The sequence below is a fragment of the Propionivibrio sp. genome (genome assembly GCF_047602565.1).
Taxonomy (GTDB): domain Bacteria; phylum Pseudomonadota; class Gammaproteobacteria; order Burkholderiales; family Rhodocyclaceae; genus Propionivibrio.
The window spans coordinates 3069538-3089364 of sequence record NZ_JASGGX010000001.1 but is presented as its reverse complement, the minus strand read 5'-3'; the positions used below and the strand labels follow the sequence as shown (position 1 = coordinate 3089364).

Annotated in this window: 17 protein-coding genes; 8 read left to right on the top strand and 9 right to left on the bottom strand. The window is 70.1% G+C overall.

All coding sequences use genetic code 11. The annotated features are described in order from the left end of the window. The first annotated feature begins 40 nt into the window (after positions 1–40). The gene (locus QM701_RS14550) at positions 41–316 is read left to right on the top strand and encodes a TIGR02647 family protein (protein WP_415167757.1); all 276 of its coding nucleotides are present in this window, start codon (positions 41–43) and stop codon (positions 314–316) included. On the opposite strand, the gene dsbD is transcribed toward QM701_RS14550, so the two are convergent. From dsbD to lgt, 5 genes are all read right to left on the bottom strand, one after another. Then, on the bottom strand, positions 288–2042 hold the full coding sequence (gene dsbD / locus QM701_RS14545; protein WP_415169403.1) for a protein-disulfide reductase DsbD: 1755 nt from the start codon (positions 2040–2042) through the stop codon (positions 288–290). The genes QM701_RS14550 and dsbD overlap by 29 nt on opposite strands. Beyond that, positions 2042–2377, bottom strand: a complete 336-nt coding sequence (cutA, locus tag QM701_RS14540) for a divalent-cation tolerance protein CutA (RefSeq protein ID WP_415167756.1) — start codon at positions 2375–2377, stop codon at positions 2042–2044. The genes dsbD and cutA overlap by 1 nt, the downstream gene beginning before the upstream one ends. Before the next feature lie 13 nt (positions 2378–2390). Next, positions 2391–4019 (bottom strand): hypothetical protein, encoded by a 1629-nt coding sequence (locus QM701_RS14535; RefSeq protein WP_415167755.1) that lies wholly within the window; start codon positions 4017–4019, stop codon positions 2391–2393. Positions 4020–4131: 112 nt separating this feature from the next. Next, positions 4132–4542: a methylmalonyl-CoA epimerase gene (gene mce / locus QM701_RS14530; protein WP_415167754.1), complete on the bottom strand. Its 411-nt coding sequence runs from the start codon at positions 4540–4542 to the stop codon at positions 4132–4134. A 117-nt stretch (positions 4543–4659) separates the two neighbouring features. After that, the gene (gene lgt, locus QM701_RS14525) at positions 4660–5457 is read right to left on the bottom strand and encodes a prolipoprotein diacylglyceryl transferase (RefSeq protein WP_415167753.1); all 798 of its coding nucleotides are present in this window, start codon (positions 5455–5457) and stop codon (positions 4660–4662) included. A gap of 93 nt (positions 5458–5550) precedes the next feature. Between lgt and ilvD the strand changes: the two genes are divergently transcribed. From ilvD to QM701_RS14490, 7 genes are all read left to right on the top strand, one after another. Next, positions 5551–7410: a dihydroxy-acid dehydratase gene (ilvD, locus tag QM701_RS14520; RefSeq protein WP_415167752.1), complete on the top strand. Its 1860-nt coding sequence runs from the start codon at positions 5551–5553 to the stop codon at positions 7408–7410. Between the two features lie 3 nt (positions 7411–7413). Next, complete coding sequence (gene rhtB, locus QM701_RS14515) at positions 7414–8031, top strand: homoserine/homoserine lactone efflux protein (RefSeq protein ID WP_415167751.1); 618 nt, start codon at positions 7414–7416, stop codon at positions 8029–8031. Between the two features lie 63 nt (positions 8032–8094). Next, positions 8095–8436, top strand: a complete 342-nt coding sequence (locus QM701_RS14510; protein ID WP_415167750.1) for a c-type cytochrome — start codon at positions 8095–8097, stop codon at positions 8434–8436. A gap of 472 nt (positions 8437–8908) precedes the next feature. After that, complete coding sequence (locus QM701_RS14505) at positions 8909–9652, top strand: hypothetical protein (RefSeq protein WP_415167749.1); 744 nt, start codon at positions 8909–8911, stop codon at positions 9650–9652. Then, positions 9649–11493 (top strand): AAA family ATPase, encoded by a 1845-nt coding sequence (locus QM701_RS14500; protein WP_415167748.1) that lies wholly within the window; start codon positions 9649–9651, stop codon positions 11491–11493. The genes QM701_RS14505 and QM701_RS14500 overlap by 4 nt, the downstream gene beginning before the upstream one ends. Before the next feature lie 20 nt (positions 11494–11513). After that, the gene (locus QM701_RS14495; protein WP_415167747.1) at positions 11514–12170 is read left to right on the top strand and encodes a 4Fe-4S single cluster domain-containing protein; all 657 of its coding nucleotides are present in this window, start codon (positions 11514–11516) and stop codon (positions 12168–12170) included. A 2-nt stretch (positions 12171–12172) separates the two neighbouring features. Then, positions 12173–14569: a protein kinase domain-containing protein gene (locus QM701_RS14490; protein WP_415167746.1), complete on the top strand. Its 2397-nt coding sequence runs from the start codon at positions 12173–12175 to the stop codon at positions 14567–14569. Between the two features lie 243 nt (positions 14570–14812). Here QM701_RS14490 and QM701_RS14485 read toward each other — a convergent pair whose 3' ends face one another. The 4 genes from QM701_RS14485 to QM701_RS14470 all read right to left on the bottom strand — a co-directional run bounded on the left by QM701_RS14485 (position 14813) and on the right by QM701_RS14470 (position 19666). Next, positions 14813–16153, bottom strand: a complete 1341-nt coding sequence (locus tag QM701_RS14485) for a sigma-54-dependent transcriptional regulator (protein WP_415167745.1) — start codon at positions 16151–16153, stop codon at positions 14813–14815. After that, positions 16150–17769: a sensor histidine kinase gene (locus QM701_RS14480; RefSeq protein WP_415167744.1), complete on the bottom strand. Its 1620-nt coding sequence runs from the start codon at positions 17767–17769 to the stop codon at positions 16150–16152. The genes QM701_RS14485 and QM701_RS14480 overlap by 4 nt, the downstream gene beginning before the upstream one ends. 22 nt (positions 17770–17791) lie before the next feature. After that, a complete protein-coding gene (locus QM701_RS14475) occupies positions 17792–18013 on the bottom strand; it encodes a hypothetical protein (RefSeq protein WP_415167743.1) in 222 nt (73 codons plus the stop codon). 129 nt (positions 18014–18142) lie between these two features. Further along, positions 18143–19666 (bottom strand): DASS family sodium-coupled anion symporter, encoded by a 1524-nt coding sequence (locus QM701_RS14470; protein ID WP_415167742.1) that lies wholly within the window; start codon positions 19664–19666, stop codon positions 18143–18145. Positions 19667–19827: the final 161 nt, after the last annotated feature.

Here is a 19827-nt window from a genome sequence, read left to right as displayed (position 1 = left end):
AATGGGGGCCTCCCTCCATTTTCCGTCCGCGGGAACGATCATGCCCTACACGCCCGACCTGGTTCACGAGCTGAACACCCTGATCCGCTTCGATCTCGACTCCGGCCACCAGGGGATCAAGGTGCACAAGAGCGCCGACGAGAACGTCAGGGCGGCGGCCCTGCGCCTGCACGCCAAGGGGCTGATCACCCTGCCCGACGGCGGCTATCTGACCCGCCTGGGCCGCGAAGCCGCCGAACACGCGCAGGCGATGCTCGGCATCCTGACCGCGGGCGTCGCCGCGTCGGTCACAGCCCCGTCGCAGCCAGCGAACTGAGGAATTCGTCGGCCGCCTGGTAGCCGACGACGCGGACGCCCGCCACTTCGCGGCCGGCCGGATCGAAGAAGATGATGCCGGGCGGTCCGAACAGCTTGAAGCGCGCGAGCAGCGCCCGGTCGTCCGGCGCGTCGGCCGTCACGTCGGCCTGCAGCAGCAGCCATCCGGACAGCTTTGCGCGCACGCGCGGATCGGTGAAGGTGTAGCGCTCCATCTCCTTGCACGACACGCACCAGTCGGCGTAGAAATCGAGCATGACCGGCCGCCCGGCGGCGGCAATGCGCGCGTCGAGTTCGGCCGGCGAACGCACGCGCTCGAACGGCAACGGGCGCGCTTCGGCGCCGGCCTGCCCGAAGGCGGCAAGCGGCCGCAGCGGATCGCGCGCGCCGGCCAGCGCACCGGCCAGCATGGCGGCGCCGAGCAGCAGCAGGACCACGCCGATGGCCTTGCCGAAACGCTGCCAGCCCCTGGCCTGCGGCGGCAGCGGATCGAGGGCGCGCAGGAAGATCGCCGGCACGATCAGCAGCAGCGCCCAGGCCAGCATCTGCACGGCAACCGGCACGAGCGGCGCCACGATCCACACCGCGCTGGCCAGCAGGACCACGCCGAAGACCCGGTTGACCGCCACCATCCACGGCCCGGCCTTGGGCAGCAGGGCGCCCGCCGAGACGCCGACGGCCAGCAGCGGCACGCCCATGCCCAGCGCCATGCAGAACAGGGCCAGGCCGCCGAGCAGCGCGTCGCCGGTGCTGCCGATGTAGAGCAGCGCCCCGGCGAGCGGCGCCGCGACGCACGGCCCGACGATCAGCGCCGACAGCCCGCCCATGACCGCCACGCCGGGCAGCGAGCCGCCGCGCAGCCGGGATGCCCCCTCCGACGCGCGGCTTTGCAGGAAGGACGGCAATTGCAGTTCGAACAGACCGAACATCGACAGGGCCAGCACGACGAAGACCAGCGCGAAGGCGCCGAGCACCCAGGCGTTCTGCAGGGCGCCGGAGATCATCGTGCCGGACAGCCCGGCGGCCACGCCCGCCGCGGCGTAGACCACGGCCATGCCGGACACGTAGGCCAGCGACAGCGCGCAGGCGCGCAGGCGCGACACGGGCCGGCCGTGGCGGCCGGCGCCGACGACGATGCCGGACAGGATCGGCAGCATCGGGAACGTGCAGGGCGTCAGCGACAGCAACAGCCCGAAGCCGAAAAAGCTGAGCGCCGCCCAGCCGAGCGTGGCGTCCGCGAGCAGCCGCGCGATGCGCCCGGATTCGTCGCTGCCGGCCGGAGCCACCGCCGCCGGCGCGGCGGACGGATCGGGCAGTTCGAGGCGGATCGCCTGCTTGTGCGGCGGATAGCAGACGCCGGCGTCGGCGCAGCCCTGCGACGTGGCCTGCAGGGTCAGCGGCAGGACGCCCGAAGCGTTGCGTTCCTCGACCGGCAACCGGATCGCTACCTCGCGATAGAACACCTCGACCTTGCCGAAGGTCTCGTCCATCTTCTCCCGGCCCTTCGGCAGGACGGCCGGCCCGAGCCGCACGCCCTCGGGCTCGACGGAAAAACGGAATTTGTCGCGGTACAGGTAATAGCCGCCGGCGATCTCGAAGCGCACTTCGATGGTCTGGCCGTCCAGGGCGCGCGCCGACGCCTTGAAGGCCTCCTCCGGGCGCAGCAGTTCCGCGCCGCCGGCCAGCGCGCTCGCCGCCCACAGCAGGCAGAGGAACACGGCGCGCATCATGCGGGCGGCCTTTCGTCGTCCCCGGTCTCGGCGGCGACCCAGGCCAGGTAGTCCGGCAGGCCGGCGCTCACCGGCAGGGCGATGATTTCCGGCAATTCATAGGGATGCCGCTCGCGGATCGCCGCGGCCAGTGCCGCGTAGCGCGCCTCGGTGGTCTTGATCAGCACGGGCACTTCGCCGGCCGCTTCGACCGTCCCTTTCCAGCGATAGACGGAGCGGCACGGCGCCAGGACGTTGACGCAGGCGGCCAGCCGCCTTTCCACCAGGGTTTGCGCGAGGGACTCGGCCGATTCGCGGTCCGGCAGATTGGTCAGCACGAGCAGGACGCGCATCGGGACGACCCTCTCACCCGTCGGAGGCCAGCCGCCAGAAGTCCACTTCGCCACCGCGCTCCAGGCAGTCGCCCAGGCGCAGTCCGGGCAACGCCTGCCCGCCGCCGTCGAGGAAGCGGGCGCCGGACGCCCGCGCCATCACGCCGGCCGGCGTCAGCAGCAGATCCGGCCGGGCGCGCTCGCCGCCCGCGGCCAGCAGCAGCGCGGGGTGGCGCTCGACTTTGCCGGTGATCCGGTCGCGCACCTCGACGCCGCGCGGCGCGGCGCCGTCCGCAAGCAGCGTGGCGGTACAGCATAGCGTCCCGTCCTCGCCTTGCCGAAGCCCGGTGATCACCGCCAGCAGGCAGCCCTCCTGCCGGCGGATGGCGAGCAGGCCGCGCAGGGCCAGCCGCGACGCGCCGTTGCCCGGCGGGCGCAGCAGCACCAGTTCCTTGCGTTCCCGGCGCGCCAGACGCCAGCGTTCCAGCCCGGCCTCGGCGCGCGGCGGCGCCTCGCGCACGACGTGCCCGAACACCGCCAGCTGCTCGCTGGCGAGGTGATCGTCGGTGGCGGAGGCCGGATGCAGCGCTTCCGCCAGTCCGCCGCCGCCCAGCAGGCGGTGGATGACGTCCAGGCCGGCGCCGACCGACAGTTCCGGCATGCCGGCCGGGTCGGCGGGCAGCGCCTGCGGCGGGTGCTGCAGGCGGTCGGCCAGCGTTTCGAGCAGGGCCATGCAGCCCTCCGCCGGCAGGCGGTCGCCGAGCTTGAGGCTTTCCGGCGACTCGCCGGCGGCCAGCGCCTCGCGGCGCCCGCGCATCTTGCCCAGCACGGAATCGAGCACCAGCCAGCGGGGCAGGTAGGCCTCGCGGCGGCCTTCATGCAGCGGCTGGTCCTCGGCCAGATCCAGAAGCAGCGGGCAGGACTTCGCTTCGATGTCCGGCCGCGCCGCGATCCGCACCCGCTCGCGCCAGCGCGCCAGCCAGCGCACCGCCGCCGCCAGCTGCCCGCCGCTCAGCGAGAACGGCTGCGCCAGGTGCAGCATCAGCGCCATGGCGTACTGCCCGGAAACCGACGACGTGCGGGTTTCGCCGAGCAAGCGGTCCTCCACCGGCTCGCTGGCGCAGCCGAGCCGTTCGGCCGAGAGGAAGAGCGCGTGGAAAGCCTTCCAGAATCCCGGCCCCGGCGCGGCGCCTCCGGCGTAGCCCGTCAGCTGTTCCATGCGCAGGCACGCGGCAACCCGGTGCGCCACGCGCGCCGAACGCTTGGACAGGGAAGCATCGCCGTCCAGGCAAGCCTGCAGGCAGTGTTGATAGCCGGCGGCGTAGCCGCGCCACAGCCGGCGCGCCGCGTCGAGCGTGGCCCGTTCGGCGGCGGCCAGCGGCAGCGGCTTGCCCTCGCAACGACGCCGGCAATCGTGGCCGACGGCGAACACCGCCTTGCGCAGCACTTCCAGGGTCTTGAACCGCTCGCGGGGAGGCAGGTCGTGGCGGTTGAGCGCCTCGATCTGGTCCTGGAGGCCGGCCAGCATGGCCGGCACGTTGGCTTGCGGCTGCGCGGCCAGCCACCGCGACGCGCCTTCCGCGTCGCGGAAGGCGGCGCGGGTCGCGGGTCGAGGGGAAGCCCGATTGGCGGCCCGGGCCGCCGGCAGGGAAAATCCGTTCATCGACGCCCCCATGAGAAACGAAGCCGCCCCGGACGGGCGGCCATGGCATGCGCCGGCCCGCCGAGGCGGCCGGCCGAAACCTTCCCCGTCCCGCAGGGATGCCGACGGAGACTTACTTGTTGGGGTCTTCGCACAGTTCCAGCAGCACGCCGCCGGTCGCCTTGGGGTGCAGGAAGGCGATGTTGAGCCCTTCGGCGCCCTTGCGCGGCGCCTTGTCGATCAGTTGCACGCCCTTGCCGGACAGCTCGTCGAGATTCTCCTGCAGGCCCGTGCTGGCGATCGCCATGTGGTGGATGCCTTCGCCCTTCTTTTCGATGAACTTGCCGATCGGGCCTTCCGGATCGGTCGATTCGAGCAGTTCGATCTTGGACTGCCCGATCTTGAAGAAGGCGGTGCGCACCTTCTGATCCTTGACTTCCTCGATCGAGTAGCACTTCATGCCCAGCTGCTTTTCCCAGAACGGAATGGCTTCGTCGAGGCTCTTGACGGCGATGCCGATGTGTTCGATATGCGAGAGGTTCATGGCGACTGTCCTTTAACGATGGCAAAAATACGATGTGGCTGATACAAGGCAAAGCGCGATTATCCAACAAAACGCCCGCCTTGCGGACCCGCCTGTGGAAAACCGCAGGCCGCCGGCTCATGCGCGGCGCCGGCCGGCCCAGGCGAGCATGGCGACGCCGGCGAGGATCATCGGCAGCGACAGCCATTGGCCCATGCTGACGACGTCGGACTGCCCGAAGATGCCCGCGTCGGGCGTGCGGAAATACTCGGCGACGAAGCGGAAGACCCCGTAGCCCGTCAGGAACGCGCCCGATACGGCGCCGCGCGGCCGCTCCCGGCGCGAATACAGCCAGAGCACGACGAACAGCGCCACGCCCTCCAGCCCGGCCTGGTAGAGCTGCGAGGGATGCCGCGGCAGCAGGTCGACGTGGGGAAAGACCATGGCCCACGGCAGGGACGAATCGGCGACGCGCCCCCACAGTTCGCCGTTGATGAAGTTGCCAAGGCGCCCGGCGGCCAGCCCGAGCGGCACCAGCGGCGCGATGAAGTCGGTGACGTCGAGCCAGTTGCGCCCGGTCTTGCGCACGTACAGCGCCATCGCCAGCAGCACGCCGAGAAAGCCGCCGTGGAAGGACATGCCGCCGTGCCAGACGGCGAAGATCTCCAGCGGGTGGCGCAGGTAGTAGTCCGGCTGGTAGAACAGCACCTCGCCGAGCCGCCCGCCGACGATCACGCCGAGCACGCCGAAGAACAGCAGATCGTCGAGTTCCGGCACGCTCCAGCCGGCCTTGGCGAGCCACGGCTGCGTGAGGATGCGCCGCCGGCCGAGCCACCAGAACTGGAAGAACGCCGCCAGGTACATCAGCCCGTACCAGCGCACCGCCAGCGGGCCGATCTGCAGCGCCACCGGATCGATCTTGGGATAAATCAGCATGAGCCTCAGGCCGGGGTCTTTCGGATAGAATCGCGATTATATCGTTCCGCCCCGCGCGCCGCCCCAGGCGCTTTTTTGTTCCGGAGAACCGCCATGCCCGCCTATCGCTCCCGCACCTCCACCCATGGCCGCAACATGGCCGGCGCCCGCGCCCTGTGGCGCGCCACCGGGATGAAGGACGGCGATTTCGGCAAACCGATCGTCGCCGTGGTCAATTCCTTCACCCAGTTCGTCCCGGGCCACGTCCACCTCAAGGATCTCGGCCAGCTGGTGGCCGGCGCCATCGAGGCGGCCGGCGGCATCGCCAAGGAATTCAACACCATCGCCATCGACGACGGCATCGCCATGGGCCACGACGGCATGCTCTACTCGCTGCCCTCGCGCGACCTGATCGCCGATTCGGTCGAATACATGGTCAACGCCCACTGCGCCGACGCCATGGTGTGCATCTCCAACTGCGACAAGATCACCCCGGGCATGCTGATGGCCGCGATGCGCGTCAACATCCCGACGATCTTCGTTTCCGGCGGCCCGATGGAGGCCGGCAAAGTGGTCATCGCCGGCAAAACCATCCATCTCGATCTGGTCAACGCGATGGTCAAGGCCGCCGACGACACCGTCTCCGACGCCGACGTCGAATCCATCGAACGCTCCGCCTGTCCGACCTGCGGCTCCTGTTCGGGCATGTTCACCGCCAACTCGATGAACTGCCTGGCCGAGGCGCTCGGTCTGGCGCTGCCGGGCAACGGCACGGTGGTGGCCACGCACGCCGACCGCAAAGGGCTGTTCCTGGAAGCCGGCCGGCGCATCGTCGAACTCTGCCGGCGCTACTACGAGCAGGACGACGCCTCGGTCCTGCCGCGCGGCATCGCCACCTTCGCGTCCTTCGAGAACGCCATGTCGCTCGACGTGTCCATGGGCGGCTCGACCAACACCGTGTTGCATCTTCTGGCGATCGCCCGCGAGGCCGGCGTCAACTTCACCATGGCCGACATCGACCGCATTTCGCGCAAGGTGCCCTGCCTGTGCAAGGTGGCGCCCGCCACCGAGAAGTACCACATCGAGGACGTGCATCGGGCCGGCGGCATCTTCGGCATCCTCGGCGAACTGGACCGCTGCGGCCTGCTCCACCGCGGCGTCGGCACCGTGCATGCCAGGACGCTCGGCGAGGCGCTGGACGGCTGGGACGTGATGCGCCCGACGCGCGGCGCGGCGACGGACGAATTCTACCGGGCCGGCCCGGGCGGCGTGCCGACCCAGGTCGCCTTCTCGCAGAGCACGCGCTATCCGGACCTGGACCGCGACCGCGCGCAAGGCTGCATCCGCGACCGGGAACACGCCTATTCGCAGGACGGCGGGCTGGCCGTGCTCTACGGCAACCTGGCCGAGGACGGCTGCATCGTCAAGACCGCCGGGGTCGATGAAAGCATCTGGAAATTCACCGGCACCGCCCACGTCTTCGAGAGCCAGGACGCCGCGGTGCAGGGCATCCTCGGCGACCAGGTGAAGCCCGGCGAAATCGTGATCATCCGCTACGAAGGCCCGCAGGGCGGTCCGGGCATGCAGGAAATGCTCTACCCGACCTCGTACCTGAAATCCAGGCACCTGGGCACGGTCTGCGCGCTGGTCACCGACGGGCGCTTCTCGGGCGGCTCGTCGGGCCTGTGCATCGGGCACGTTTCCCCGGAGGCGGCCGAGGGCGGCACGATCGGGCTGATCGAGCAGGGCGATACCATCGAGATCGACATCCCCAACCGGCGCATCCACCTCGCCGTGCCCGAGGCCGAACTGGCGCGCCGGCGCGCGGCGATGGACGCGAAGGGCGAACGGGCCTGGCAGCCGGCGGCGCCGCGCCAACGCCTGGTCTCCGCCTCGCTGCAGGCGTACTCGATGATGGCCACTTCGGCGGCCAAGGGCGCGGTGCGCGACGTTTCCCAACTCAAGCGGCGCTGAGCCATGGCCCTCGCCACCTGGCTGGCCTTCCTGCTGGCCGCCATCCTGATCGCCGTGTCGCCCGGCCCGGGCGCCGCCACCAGCATGAGCGTCGGCCTGCGCCACGGCTACTTGGCCGCCCTGCGCGCCATCGGCGGACTGCAGAGCGCGCTGCTCATCCAGTTGAGCATCGTCGCCGCCGGCCTGGGCGCCCTGCTGTCCGCCTCGACCACGGCGTTCAACATCATGAAGTTCCTCGGCGCGGCCTATCTGATCTGGCTCGGCATCCAGAAATGGCGCGACGCGACGCAGGCGCCCGGCGACGAGGAGGCCGCCGTCAAGCCGCAGGGATTGTTCACGCAGGGACTGCTGGTCAATCTGACCAACCCCAAGGCCATCGTTTTCATGGCCGCCCTGACGCCCCAGTTCATCGACCCGGCGCGGCCGCAATGGCTGCAGTTCGCGATCATCGGCGCGACCATGTGCGGCGTGGACAGCATCGTCATGTCCGGCTACGCTCTGCTCGCCACGCGGCTGCGGCGCTGGCTGCGCAACCCGCGCGCGATGAAGGCGCAAAACCGCTTTTTCGGCGGAATCTTTATCGGGGCGGGCGCGCTGCTTGCCGCTTCCAGCCGGCATTGAAAAGAAATCCGCCATGAACCCGCATTCGAATCGAGTCTTTTTCCCATCAACAGGAGCGCATGCATGAAAACTACCCACCTTTCCCTGCTACTCGCCGCCGGCGTCCTGGTTTCCGGCCCGGTCTTGGCCGACGAGGCGCTGGCCAAGGCCAAGGGGTGTCTGGCCTGCCACACCGTCGACAAGAAGCTGATCGGGCCGACCTACAAGGAAGTCGCCAAGAAGTACGCGGGCCAGAAGGGAGCCGAGGCCAAGGTTGCCGAAACAATCGTGAAGGGCACGCCGGTACCGGCCGGCGCCGGCTGGCAGAAGGAAGGCAAGGCGACGCTGCCGTTCATGCCGCCCAACACCACCGTCAAGCCCGACGAAGCCGACAAACTGGCCAAGTGGATTCTCGGCCTGAAGTGATCCTTCCCCCGCTTGCGCGGCACGGCTGACCGGTTTTTTCCGGCAGCGACCGCAAGCGAGGCCGCCGGCGCCGACGACCGGTCCCGGCGGCCCTCCGAAAACCGCACAAACACGGGCTTCTGTTGCAAAATGCGAGCTGTTCCGTTTTTGCAACCATCATGAGCGGCCCGACTTCCGTCATCTTCACCGGCGATCTGCTGACCCTGTTGCTGGCTGCCGCGGCTATCCGGGCCGCCAGGGCCGTGCAGGCGGGCTACCGCGAGGCCGCCGAACTGGGCGAGCGGCACGCCAGGAGACCGCGACGACGGCGGGCCAAGCCGCGCTCGACGCGCGCTGTCGGGAGGCCGAACAGCGCCACGCGCGGCTGTGCGAACTGTCCGCTCCCTACGGCGCCGCCTCCGCGTTGCGTGCGACGCTTCCACCGCGCCCAGCCGGAACCGATGCCGCCGATCTGGCCGCCTACCTCGAGCACGTGCTGGCACTCAACGAGCGTCTCGAAACCGGCCTGCACGCCATGCTCGCCGGCGATGAAGACGCGCCGCCGGCCGGCTTGTCGCTGGACGCGCTGGCTGCCATGCAGGCGTCCGCGGTGCCTCTCGAGCCGACGGCCGCGGTACGCCTGCTGGCGCGAGCGGCGGCGCTCGGCCCGCTGCCCGAGGACATCGAACGCCTGGCCCGCGAGCTGTCCGCGGCGTCCGGCCAGGAACGCCGCGAACTGCTGGAAATTGAACTGCGGCGCGCCATCCAGCGATTCCAGGAAGAAGCGGCACGCGCCGCCGGCGCCCTGGTGCTCGAACAGACGCTCGAAGACCTCGGTTACCAGGTTGAGGGAGTCAGCGAGACGCTGTTCGTCGAAGGCGGACTGGTGCACTTCCGCCGCCCCGGCTGGGGCGACTATCAGGTCCGCCTGCGCGTCAAGGCGCATGCCGGCGGTTCCGGATTCGAGGCAGGCGCCAATTTCAACGTCGTGCGCGCCGTCGACGCAGGTGACAACGAACGCTCGGTCCTCGACCATCTGGCCGAGGACCGCTGGTGCGCCGAATTCCCGGCGCTGCTGCAGGCGCTCGCGTTGCGCGGCCTGCGGCTGGAGGTCACCCGCCGCCTGGCCGCCGGCGAACTGCCGGTGCAATTGGTCGAGCGCGCGCAGCTGCCGCGCTTCACCGACGAAGACGCTGCCCGTCCGCCAACGCAACTGCGGCAAAAGGAAATCCGATGAGCCAGGACGCCGTGCCGATCCCCCGCTGGCTGCGCGACTTCGACCGCCTGCTGCCGATCCGCTCGCAATTCATCGTCTCCGGCAACATCCGCGACAGTTTCCTCGTGCCGCTGGCCGGCGGCCCCTCGCTGGTGCCGTTGCTGCGCGCCTTATGGGAAACGCTGAGCGGCCGCGATTACCGCTGCCTGCTGGTTTTCGACCCGAGCGACGGCATCCGCGTCTACCCGGACGAAGCGCCTTGCCGCGAGCTCGCGGAGCGGCTGTTCGACCTCAAGCCGTCGGCCGGCAGCCGGATGATCAGCCTCGAAAGCCTGGGCAAGCTGATGCAGGCGGTGGCCGCGCAGCGCGAGGTGCGCTGCGCGCTGGTCGTCGACTTCGCTTCGCGGCTGACGCGCCAGCCCGACCATCCCGGCGAAGGCGAACACCGCTTTTTCGTCGCCGCCGAAAAGCTGTCGCTGACCGCGGCGCCGATCGTGCCGCGCGACGGCGGCCGGCCGCTGTTCAACCCGGTGCTCTGGCTGCTCAACCGGCCGCAGGACCTGCCATCGTGGTTCGCGCTGGACAGCGAGCGGGTGGCCAGCCTCACCGTCGCCCGACCCGATTATGAGACCCGGCTGGCCGCGGCGCACCAGCTGGCGCCGCTGTTCGAGGGCTACGCGCAGGCCGCGGCCGGCGAGCGCGAAGCCTTCGTCAAGGCCTTCTGCGACGGCACCGAAGGCATGACGCTGAACGCCCTGGCCGACATCACCGAGCTGGCCAGCCGCCAGCAGCTCGGCCTGCGTGCCATCGACGACGCGGTGCGCTGCTACAAGGTCGGCGTCCTCGACAACCCGTGGCGCAAGGATTACCTGCGCGCCCGGATTCGCGACGCCGGCAGCTTCATCGAGACGCGCGTCAAGGGCCAGCACCAGGCCGTGGTCAAGGCCCTCGACATCCTGATGCGCTCGGCCATGAACCTGACCGGCGCCCAAGCCCGCAACGCCGGCAACCGGCCGCGCGGCGTGCTGTTCTTCGCCGGCCCGACCGGCGTCGGCAAAACCGAACTGGCCAAGACGCTGACCCAGCTGGTGTTCGGCGACGAGCGCGCCTACATCCGCTTCGACATGAGCGAATTCGCCGAGGAGCACACGGGCGCCCGCCTGCTCGGCGCGCCGCCGGGCTACATCGGTTTCGACGCCGGCGGCGAGCTGACCAACGCGGTGCGCGAAAAGCCGTTCTCGGTGGTGCTGTTCGACGAGATCGAAAAGGCCCACCCGCGCATCCTCGACAAGTTCCTCCAGATTCTGGAGGACGGCCGCCTGACCGACGGCCGTGGCGACACCGCGTATTTTTCCGAAACCATCCTGATTTTCACCTCCAACCTCGGCATCTACGTCGAGGACGAGCATGGCCGCCGCGTGCAGAGCGTGCGCCCCGGCGACCCGTACGAGCAGATCGAGTGCAAGGTGCGCGGCGCGATCGGCGACTATTTCAAGTACCGCCTGTCGCGGCCGGAGATTCTCAACCGCATCGGCGACAACATCGTGGTCTTCGATTTCATCGCGCCCGACGTCGGGCGCCAGATCTTCACCGGCATGCTGGCCAACGTCGCCCGCCGCCTGCAGGAGGAATTCGGCCTGCAACTGGCGCTCGCCGACGCGGTGCGCGAGGCCCTGCTCGCCCGCTGCCTGGCCGACCTGGCGCACGGCGGGCGCGGCATCGGCAACAGGATCGAGTCGCTGTTCATCAACCCGCTGTCGCGGGCGCTGTTCGGCCTCGACCTGGCCGGCCGCCGGCGTGTCACCGTCACCGCGCTGCGCGAAGAGGACCAGGTGGCGTCGCTCGACGTCGCCCTCGATTGACGCGCCACCTCGGGAACGCCGTGCAGATCGCGATCAACAAGGCGCATTTCCCGGTCACCGTGCTCGGCCCGGGCCGGCGCATCGGCCTGTGGCTGCAGGGCTGCCGCATCCGCTGCCCGGGCTGCGTCTCGCAGGACACCTGGGCCGACGATCCGGGCCGGCGGATGAACGTCGCCCAACTCCTCGCCTGGTGCCGCCGGGTCGGTGGCGCCGGCTTCGACGGCGTCACGCTGAGCGGCGGCGAGCCGTTCGACCAGCCGCAGGCGCTCAGCGCGCTGCTGGCCGCGCTCGAACAATGGCGGCGCGAAGCCGGCCTCGATTTCGACATCCTGTGCTACAGCGGCTATCCGCTGGCCAGGCTGCGAAAACGCCACGCCTGCCTGCTGGCCCGGCTCGACGCGCTGATTCCCGAGCCTTACGTCAACGGCCTGCCGCTCACCCATCTTTGGCGCGGTTCACAGAACCAGCCGCTGGTCGCCCTGTCGCCGCGCGGCGAACGCGTCTACCGCGACTTCCTGGATGCCCCGGCTGCCGCCTTGGGCAAACGCCTCCAGGTGCAGGTCGATGGCGAACGGTTGTGGACCATCGGCATTCCGGAGCGCGGCGACCTGGCCGCGCTGGAGCGCATGGCCGCCGAACGCGGCCTGCGCCTGGACCGGGTTTCCTGGAGGCAATAGCCATGGCGCAGGCCGTGGAAGTGCCGGCGCAGATCCGCCGCTGCCCGACCTGCGGCCGCGAAAATCCGACGGAAGTCATGCGTTGCGACTGCGGCGCGCTGCTGTTCGGCGTCGACCCGACGGCGCCCGCCGCCGCCACGGCAAGCGATCCGGGGGCGGCCAGGGCTGCGGAGAACGCGGAGCCCGCCGCCGGCCCCGTCTGTCCGCACGCCGACTGCGGACAGACGAATCCGCCGGGAACGACATGCTGCCTCTACTGCGACCGGCTGCTGGATGACGCCGGCGCCGGCCTGTCCGGCGCGGCGCCCGGCACGCCCTCGCTGGTCGCGCTGCCCGCCGCGCTGCGCCAGCGCTACCGCATCGAGCGCGCGCTGCCGACCGCCGGCGCCGAGGCCGAATTGCTCGTGGTACGCGCCAGCGCAGGTGGCCCGGAACGCGTCGCCAAGATCTACCGCCACGGCATCCGGCCTGACGTTAACGTGCAGCGGCGTCTTGCCGCGATCGGCCCGGCACATTGCATCGAGCTGCTCGAAAAAGGCCTGTCCGACGGTTTCGCCTACGAAGTGATGGCCTATTGCGCCGCCGGCTCGCTGCGCGACCTGCTGCGCCGGGAAGCGCCGCTGGCCGCGCCGGTGTTGCGCGAGGCCATCGCCGAGCTGACCGGGGCGATCGCCGCCGTCCACGCCGCCGGCCTGATCCACCGCGACCTGAAACCCGAAAACGTGCTGGTCCGCCGCCGCACGCCGCTCGATCTGGTGCTCACCGATTTCGGCACCGCCTCGGTGCAGAACGCCACCGTGCATTTCACCGGCATGGCCCGCACGCTGGCCTACAGCGCACCCGAAGCCCTGTCCGGCGTGCTCGACGGCCAGGCCGACTGGTGGTCGCTGGGCATGATCCTGCTCGAAGCGGCACAGGGTAGCCATCCCTTCGCCGGCTTGTCGGATGCCGTTATCCTGCATCGGCTGACCACGCGCGCCATCGACCTGTCCGGCATTCACGAGCCAGCGCTCAAGACGCTGGTGCGCGGCCTTTTGTTGCGCGACCCGAAGATGCGCTGGGGCGAGGCCGAACTGCGCCGCTGGCTGGCCGGTGATCCGACGCTGCCGCCGCCCGTCGACGAGACGCAGCCGGTGGCGGCCGGCACGGCCTACCAGATCGGCGAGGACCTGTGCCGGACGCCCGCACAGCTCGGCGTCGCGCTGGCGCGCAACTGGCAAAAGGCGCTTTCCGACCTCGACAACGGCCTGCTGCTGCACTGGTTCCGCCACGAACTCAAGGACCAGAACCGCGCCCGCCTGCTCATCGATCTCAACTACGAGAGCGGCCTGCCCCCCGATCGCCGCCTGCTGCGCCTGATCCTCGATCTGGCACCGGGCCTGCCGCTGGTCTGGCGCGGCCAGCGCATCGGCCTGCGCGACATCCTGATGACGGTCGACCGCGCGCTGAAGAATGACGCAGCCGCGGCGGCGCTGCTCGACGATATCGACGCGCAGCATGTGCTTGCCACTTACGCCGCGGCCGGCAACGCCGAGGCCGGCGACATCGCCCGCCACTGGCAATCGGCCTGCGAGAACTTCGACGACGCCTGGACCCGCATCACCGCCGAGGTCAAGGCACATCGCCCGCCGGGCGAGGTGGTCTACGTCGACGACCTGCTGTTCGGCCAGAGTGGCCCCTCCCGCCCCGGCAGGCGGCAATTGCACGCCCGCCTGCTGGCGCTCGCCTACGACGAAGGCTGGAGCCGACGGCTGCGCGCCCATCTGCAGCGCGAAATCCCGCCGCTCGCGGTGTACTGCCCCTGGCTGCCGGCGCCGACGTCGCTTGAACGACGCACGGCGGCGGAACTGCTGGCGCTCGACTGCCTGCTGCCCGAAGCGCGCAAGCAGGCCCAGCGTGCGCGCGAGCGCGAACAACAGGCCAGGGACGAAATGCAGGACACTTCCCGCCGCCTGCGCACCGAAGCCTGCCTGGCCGCGAGCCGCCTGAGCGGCTTCGGCCACGGCCTGTGGTGGTGGAGCGACCTGGACCTCGACAGGCTCGGCCAATCCCTCGACCAACTGGCGGCGCTGACCGCCGAGATCCGCGCCCACGGCGACAGCGGCCCCGCCTTCCAGCAGTTGCGCGGCGACGTGCTGCGCCTCGAACCCCTGGTCAAGCGTGCGGCCTTGCTGCGCGACGACATCGTCGAGCGGCGCGCCGTCAGCCGCGGCTGGATCAACGGCCCGACCCTGGGTTTCTACGCCATGGCGCTGGTGCTGGCGCCGGCGATCTTCGGCCGCGGCCTGCTCTACCCGCTGCTCGCCGCCAGCGGCGGCGTGCTGTTCTGGCGCTACGGGCTGGAGTTCGCCGCCCTGCGTCGCCTGCGCGGCTGGCTGGAGAAACTGGAATCGAAGTAGGCGGGCACGCGCGGCGCCTCGCGGATCAGGCGAACACCGCCTAATCGCCGCAGGTCCGAAGTACGCCGACCAGTTCCGGATGTGCCGCGGCGACCTCGATGAGTCTGCCGATGATCGGCCGGATCGCGGCCGTCAGACTGATAAAGCCGGGAGGCCATGGTTACCCCATAAAATTTCAATTCATCGGGTAAGCTTGGCATTTCCTATCCGACATGGAGCAAAGACGTCGCCACGGCGCGTCGTTCAGCCCCGGAAAGCGTCCGGATCGAGGCCGTGGCGGGCGAGCTTGTCGTAGAGCGTTTTCCTGGGCAGATGCAGGCGTTCGGCGGCTTCCGCGACGTTGCCGCGCACCGCGCGCAGCGCCTCGCGGATCAGGCCGCGCTCGTAGTTCTCCAGGCGCGCGGCCAGCGACACGGCGGGCGCGGCGAGCCCTGCCAGCCCGTCGCCGACGCCGAGGCACAGGCGTTCGGCGACCGCCTTGAGCTCGCGCACGTTGCCCGGCCAGTCGTGGTGCTGCCAGCGGAACAGGTCCTGCTCGTCCCACGCCGGCGCTTCGCGGTTGAAGCGCCGGCTGGCCTGGAGCAGGAAATAGGTCATTAGCGGGCCGATGTCGTTGAGGCGCTGGCGCAGCGGCGGCAGTTCGATGGTGACCACGTTCAGGCGATAGTACAGGTCGGCGCGGAAGCCGCCCTGCTCGGACAGGCGCTTGAGGTCGGCCTTGGTGGCGGCGACCAGGCGGCAATTCACCGGGAGGCTGACGTTGCTGCCGAGCCGCTCGATGCGGCGCTCCTGCAGCACGCGCAGCAGCTTGACCTGCAGCGCGAGCGGCATCGATTCGATCTCGTCGAGGAACAGCGTGCCGTCGGTGGCGTGCTCGATCTTGCCGATGCGCCGCCGGTCGGCGCCGGTGAAGGCGCCGGTCTCGTGGCCGAAGATCTCGCTCTCGAACACCGATTCGGGCAGCGCGCCGCAGTTCAGCGCGACGAAGGGGCCGGTGCGCCCGCTGCGCGTGTGCAGGGCGTGCGCCACGACCTCCTTGCCGGTGCCGGTTTCGCCGTGGATCAGCACGTCGACGTCGGTGGCGGCCAGCGAGTCGATGGTGCGGGCGACCCGCTGGATGCCCTCGGACGCGCCGATCAGCGGCATCTCCCGCAGGTTGCCGAGCTGTTCGCGCAGCGCCCGGTTTTCCCGCAGCAGCGCCCGCCGTTCGCGGGCCCGGCGCACGACATCGACCAGCCGGGCCGAGTTGAACGGCTTCTCGATGAAGTCGTAGGCATGCGCGCGCATCGCCTCGACCGCCATCGACACGTCGCCGTGGCCGGTGATCAGGATCACTGGGATCTCGCGGTCGCGCCGCCAGATCGCGCCGAGCAGGTCCAGCCCGCTCATGCCCGGCATGCGCACGTCGCTGACCACGGCGGCGGGCGGCTCCTCGTCGAGCGCCGCCAGCGCCTGCTCGGCGCTGCGAAAGGCGCGCACGTCGATGTCGGCGAGCCGGAGCGCCTGCGCGCAGGCGCGCATGACGACCTCGTCGTCCTCGACCAGATAGACCGGCCCGTGCGCAAGATTGCTTTCCGTATTCATGCCGCCTCCAGCGTCACCGTGAATTCCGCGCCGCCCGCCTCGCGGTTGCGGGCGTCGAGGCGCCCGCCCAGCTCCGTCGCGATCATGCGCGAGATCGCCAGCCCCAGTCCGAGCCCCTGCCCCGCCGCCTTGGTGGTGAAAAAGGGTTCGAACAGGTGCGGCAAGACTGCCGCCGCGATCCCCGCGCCGCTGTCGCCCACGACGATGCGGACCTGCTCGCCGGCGCGGACGGCGGCCACCGTCACCCGCCGCTCCGCCGTATCGGAGACGGCATCCAGCGCGTTGAGCAGCAGATTGACGAGCAGCTGTTCCAGGCGCTGCGGGTCGGCGAGCGCCCGCACGTCGCCGGGAATCCCGTGCGCGTCGATGCGCGCCTCGGCGCGCTTGCGCCGCGCCTCCACCAGCATCAGCGCCTGATCCACGACGCCGGCCACCTCGACGGCGCTCCTGTCCGCCGCCGGCCGGCGCGCGAAATTCTTGATCTCCCCGACGATGTGGGCCATGCGGTCGGCCATCTGCCGGATCAGCCCGAGATTCTCGCGCACCTCGTCGACGCGGCCGCGGCCGAGCATGTCGACCGCGTTGTCGGCGAAGGTGAGCAGGGCCGTCAGCGGCTGATTGACTTCGTGGCTGATGCCCGCCGCCATCTGGCCGAGCACGGCCAGCTTGCCGGCCTGCACCGCCGTGTCGCGGGCCTCGCGCAGCACGGTTTCCGTCGTCTTCAGCGCGGCCACCTTCTCCTCCAGCGCGGCGTTGGTCGCGGTCAGGTCGGCCGTCCTTGCCGCGATGCGCTTTTCCAGGCCGGCATGCGCCTGGCGCAGCGCGGCCTCGGCCTGGCGCCGCTCCCGGTACCGCTCGGCATTCAAGCGATGGAAGATCGCCAGCGACAGCAGAAAGGCCGCCGCCAGGCCGGCGGCCGCGCCGGCCAGCAGGGCGCTCTGGCGCTCCTGGCGGGTCTGGCTGAGCAGCACGATCGACCAGCCCAGGCGCCCCGTGCGCGCGGAAACCGCCACGTATTCCTCCCGCGGCTTGCCGGGCAGGGCGACCCGCACGCGGCGCGGCCCGTCCTGCACCCGCAGCTCCGCGTCGAACGGGCGCAGGCGCTGGGCGCCGTACTGGCGCGACGAGCCGGTCTGCCGCAGCACGCCGGATTCGAGCGGCGTCAGGAAGCGATACTTGAAATCCGGCATCGACGCCAGGATCACCACACCGTTGGCATCGACCAGCAGGATCGGATCACCGCTGCGCGCCAGCGCCGCCTCAAAATCCTCCAGGCTGATCTTGACCACGATCGCGCCGAGGGTTTCCCGGCCCGCCTCCTCGATCGGCGCGGCCAGAAAATAGCCGGGCTCGCCGGTGGTCGCGCCGACGCCGTAGAAAACGCCCAGCCGGCCCTCCATCGCCGCCTGGAAATAAGGGCGGTAGGCGTAGTTGTGCGCGACGTAGGAACCCGGCGAGCGGTAGTTGCTGGCCGCCAGCGTGAGCCCGCCCCGGTCCATCAGGAAGGCCGCGTTGAGTCCGGCGCGTTCCTTCACCTCTTCGAGATAGTCGTTCGCCGCCGCCACCTTGCGGCCATCCGCCGGAGCGCGCAGCAATTCGCGCAGCCGGCCTTCCATGGCCGCGATGCGCGGCAGCGATTCATTGCGCGTCGAACAGCGAGTCGAGGCTCGTCCGGTAGAACTCCACGTGCTGCCGGGATTGCCGGGCGAGCGTGTCGAGCTGGCGGGCGAGGAAGGCCTCGCGCGCGCCCCAGCCGGCCAGCACGCAGACGGCCAGCGCGGCCAGCAGGCGCAGCCCGAGCCGCCAGCGGGCCCGGCCGGAATGCGCGGCGAGGGAAGGAAGAAAACCTGCGAAACACATGCATGCCGTTCCGAAGCAAGGCACGCCGGCGGACGGCATGTCCGCCGGCGCGGTCGCTCCCGTGCGGGGAGCGTCCTGGATTATGCGGCCTCGATGCCGTCCGCGTCACCTGCGGACGGCTTGGCCCGCTCAACCGCCCACGTAGCCCAGCCATCGCCAGTAGGTCGCGCCCATCAGCAGGACCAGCAGGTAGGCGATGACGGTCAGCGGGATGCCGGTGCGCACGAAGTCGCGCACCTCGAAGGTGTCGGTGCCGTACACCACCATGTTCTGCGGCGCATTGACCGGCAGGATCATGCCGAAGCTGACCACGTACTGCAGGATCATGGTCATGCCGACCACGTTGATGCCCGGCGTCTGCACGCTTTGCAGCACGGAGATGACGATCGGGATCATCGCCGCGGCGAGGCCCGTGGCGCTGGCGAAGCCGAGATGGATGAGAATCAGGAACAGCGCGAGCACGGCCAGGATCATCAGCGCCGAGGCGGTCTGCAGGCCGAACGCCGCGCTGATCCAGGTGGCCAGCCACGGCGCCGCCTTGGTCGACAGCAGCGCCGACCCCAGGCTGATACCGATGCCGAACAGCACCAGCGTGCCCCACGGAATGGCGTTCTGCACTTCCTTCCAGTCCATCACGCCGACGCGCGGCAGGAACATCAGGGCGATGGCGGCGATGGTGGTGGTCGACGTGTCGAACGGATGGACCAGCTTTTCCGTCGCCCAGAAGAACAGCAGGACGAGCGAGATGGCCAGCAGCCGCTTCTCCTCGGCGCGCATCGGCCCCAGGTCCTGGAGCGCCTTGGCGACGATGGCGCGGCCGCCTTCGATCTCCTGCTTCTCGGGCGGCATCATCTTCATCAGGATGAAATACAGCACCACCGACATGATCGCCGAGAAGGGCGCGGCGGCGATGAACCAGTCGAGCCACGAGACGTTCACGCCCAACTGCTTCTCGATGAAGCTGACGGCGACCATGTTCTGCGCCGCCGCCGTCTTGATGCCGACGTTCCACAGGCTGTCGGCCTGCGCCACGGCGATCATCAGCATGCCGGCGAAACGGCTGCGCAGCGGCACGCCGAAGGCGACGATGATGCCCATCACGATCGGCACCATGCCCGAGACGCGCGCCGTGGTGCTCGGCACGAAAAAGCTGAGCACGAAGCCGATGAAGATCACGCCGATCAGGATGCGGCTGGTCTGCGCCCCGACCTTGGACAGCACCAGCAGGGCGATGCGCCGGTCGAGGCCGGTGCGGGTCATCGCCGCCGCCAGGAACAGGGCGCCGCCGACCAGCGCCCAGGCCGTGTTGCTGAAGCCGCCGAGGGCAATCGACAGGCCCTTGCTGGTGCCCATCAGCGTGTCGGGCTTGGCCACGTCCGGGGCGAAGCCGAGCATGAAGGCCATCAGCGCGGTGATCACCACGGCGCTGACCGGATACGACACCGCCTCGGTCATCCACACCGTGACGGCGAACGCCAGGATGCCCAGCATGTAGTGCCCGGCGACGGGCAGGCCGGGCTGCTGCGGCAGCAGCACGATCAGCAGCAGGAATGCCACGCCCAGATGCAGGCCGTAGCGCGACAAGACGTGTTTTTGCCCCGCGGCCGCGGGAGCGCCACTCCCGACCGCCTGCGTCATGACCTTGGTGTTCATCTCCCCTCCTTGGATTATTCGAGAATGGTCAAACGCGGCAGCCCTCGCAAATACTGTTCCTGCCCTGCGGCCCCGCCGCCGGACACGCAACCCGCTGAGGTGCAAAGGAATTTTTTCCCGGCCCGGGCGCCGGACGCGGCCTCCGCGCGGCGGAAATCCGG